The 516-nt window shown below is 45.5% G+C and carries 1 protein-coding gene; it reads left to right on the forward strand.

The features are described 5' to 3' along the window. On the forward strand, nt 1-516 hold a 516-nt coding region (locus R7P74_RS29430; protein ID WP_318124280.1), incomplete at both ends, for a GGDEF domain-containing protein.

Below are 516 nucleotides of genomic sequence, written 5' to 3' on the forward strand. Positions count from 1 at the left end.
AGAAAACCAACAAAATCATCCATGCGATGACCTATTCTGCAATGGCTTTGGCTTCCGCGACATTCATCTTCTTTGATGTGCAGTACATTTCCAGCACCATGTTTACGCTTACTGGTCTACTCATCATCATCTATTCGACCTCGGCAAGTCACCAACTTGCGTTTACTGACAGCCTAACGCAGATTCCAAGCCGCAGAGCATTAGATTTAGATCTAAAACACATGGGCAGAAAATTCACAATTGCAATGCTCGATGTCGACCACTTCAAGAAATTTAACGACACGTACGGGCATGACATCGGCGATGATGTGCTCAAAATGGTGGCTTCAAGATTAATGAAAACACGTGGTGGTGCAAAGGTCTATCGCTTCGGCGGCGAAGAGTTCACCATGGTCTTCAAGGGAAAAAACGTTGAAGATTGTCGCCAATACATAGAAGAAGCTCGTAAAGCTATCGCTGAATATGAAATGATCCTCCGCGACAAAGCCTCTCGCCCTGACGATCACAAGCAAGGCC

This window comes from Vibrio sp. 2033 (genome assembly GCF_033339735.1).